At 61.7% G+C, this 261-nt stretch carries 1 pseudogene; it reads left to right on the top strand.

Features of this window, described 5'->3' with window-relative positions:
* Positions 1-43: 43 nt before the first annotated feature.
* Positions 44-261, top strand: a pseudogene (locus AC6UD8_RS07055) (IS30 family transposase); the annotation flags it as partial.

The following is a 261-nucleotide window of genomic DNA, read 5'->3' as shown; positions in this document are numbered from 1 at the left end:
AAGCAACACACGGATAGCTGCACAGGCAGCGGGAGTGTTGCAGATGAAGCGCAGGAAGAGGATCTACTACACCGACACCCAGAAGGCACTGATGTGGGATCGCTGGCAGCAGGGCGAGTCGCTGCACCAGATCGCATCCTTGTTCGATCGGCACCATAGTTCGGTGCGGAACATCCTGGCCGAGCATGGCGGGATTCGTCCGCCGGTGCGGCGACGATCTCCGAGGGTGCTGAGCTTGGCCGAGCGTGAGGAGATCTCCCG

It is taken from the genome of Fructilactobacillus sp. X1R3C1 (genome assembly GCF_059901545.1).
The sequence above is the reverse complement of the archived record's forward strand: the minus strand, read 5'-3'. Positions and strand labels throughout refer to the sequence as shown.